1 protein-coding gene is annotated in these 260 nt (G+C 54.2%); it reads right to left on the minus strand.

Annotation, left to right across the window (positions count from 1 at the left end; all coding sequences use genetic code 11):
• Positions 1 to 116 precede the first annotated feature (116 nt).
• A complete protein-coding gene (locus NLU14_RS23345; RefSeq protein WP_420845098.1) occupies positions 117 to 254 on the minus strand; it encodes a phenylalanine--tRNA ligase subunit beta-related protein in 138 nt (45 codons plus the stop codon).
• Positions 255 to 260 lie beyond the last annotated feature (6 nt).

The raw sequence follows: 260 nt of genomic DNA on the forward strand, positions 1-260 counted from the left end.
TATAAATACTTGCCGCCCAACATTCTCGAAATGATGGGATTTCATGATGCCCCCCGAAGCTATCGGAAGACAAAATATAGCATAGCTATTGATCTCTTGCCATATGATGCTGAGCGCTACCTTAAGTGCGCGCCCAACTTTGCTGCCGCTGCGACGACCTTGTCGGCGATCGCCTTCAGTTCCTCGTCGGTGAAGCTTTTCTCGCCTGGCTGGAGCGTGACTTCGATGGCCAGGCTCTTCTGCCCCTCCGGCACGCCGGT

Source organism: Marinobacter iranensis, from assembly GCF_029207565.1.
GTDB classification, from domain to species: domain Bacteria; phylum Pseudomonadota; class Gammaproteobacteria; order Pseudomonadales; family Oleiphilaceae; genus Marinobacter; species Marinobacter iranensis.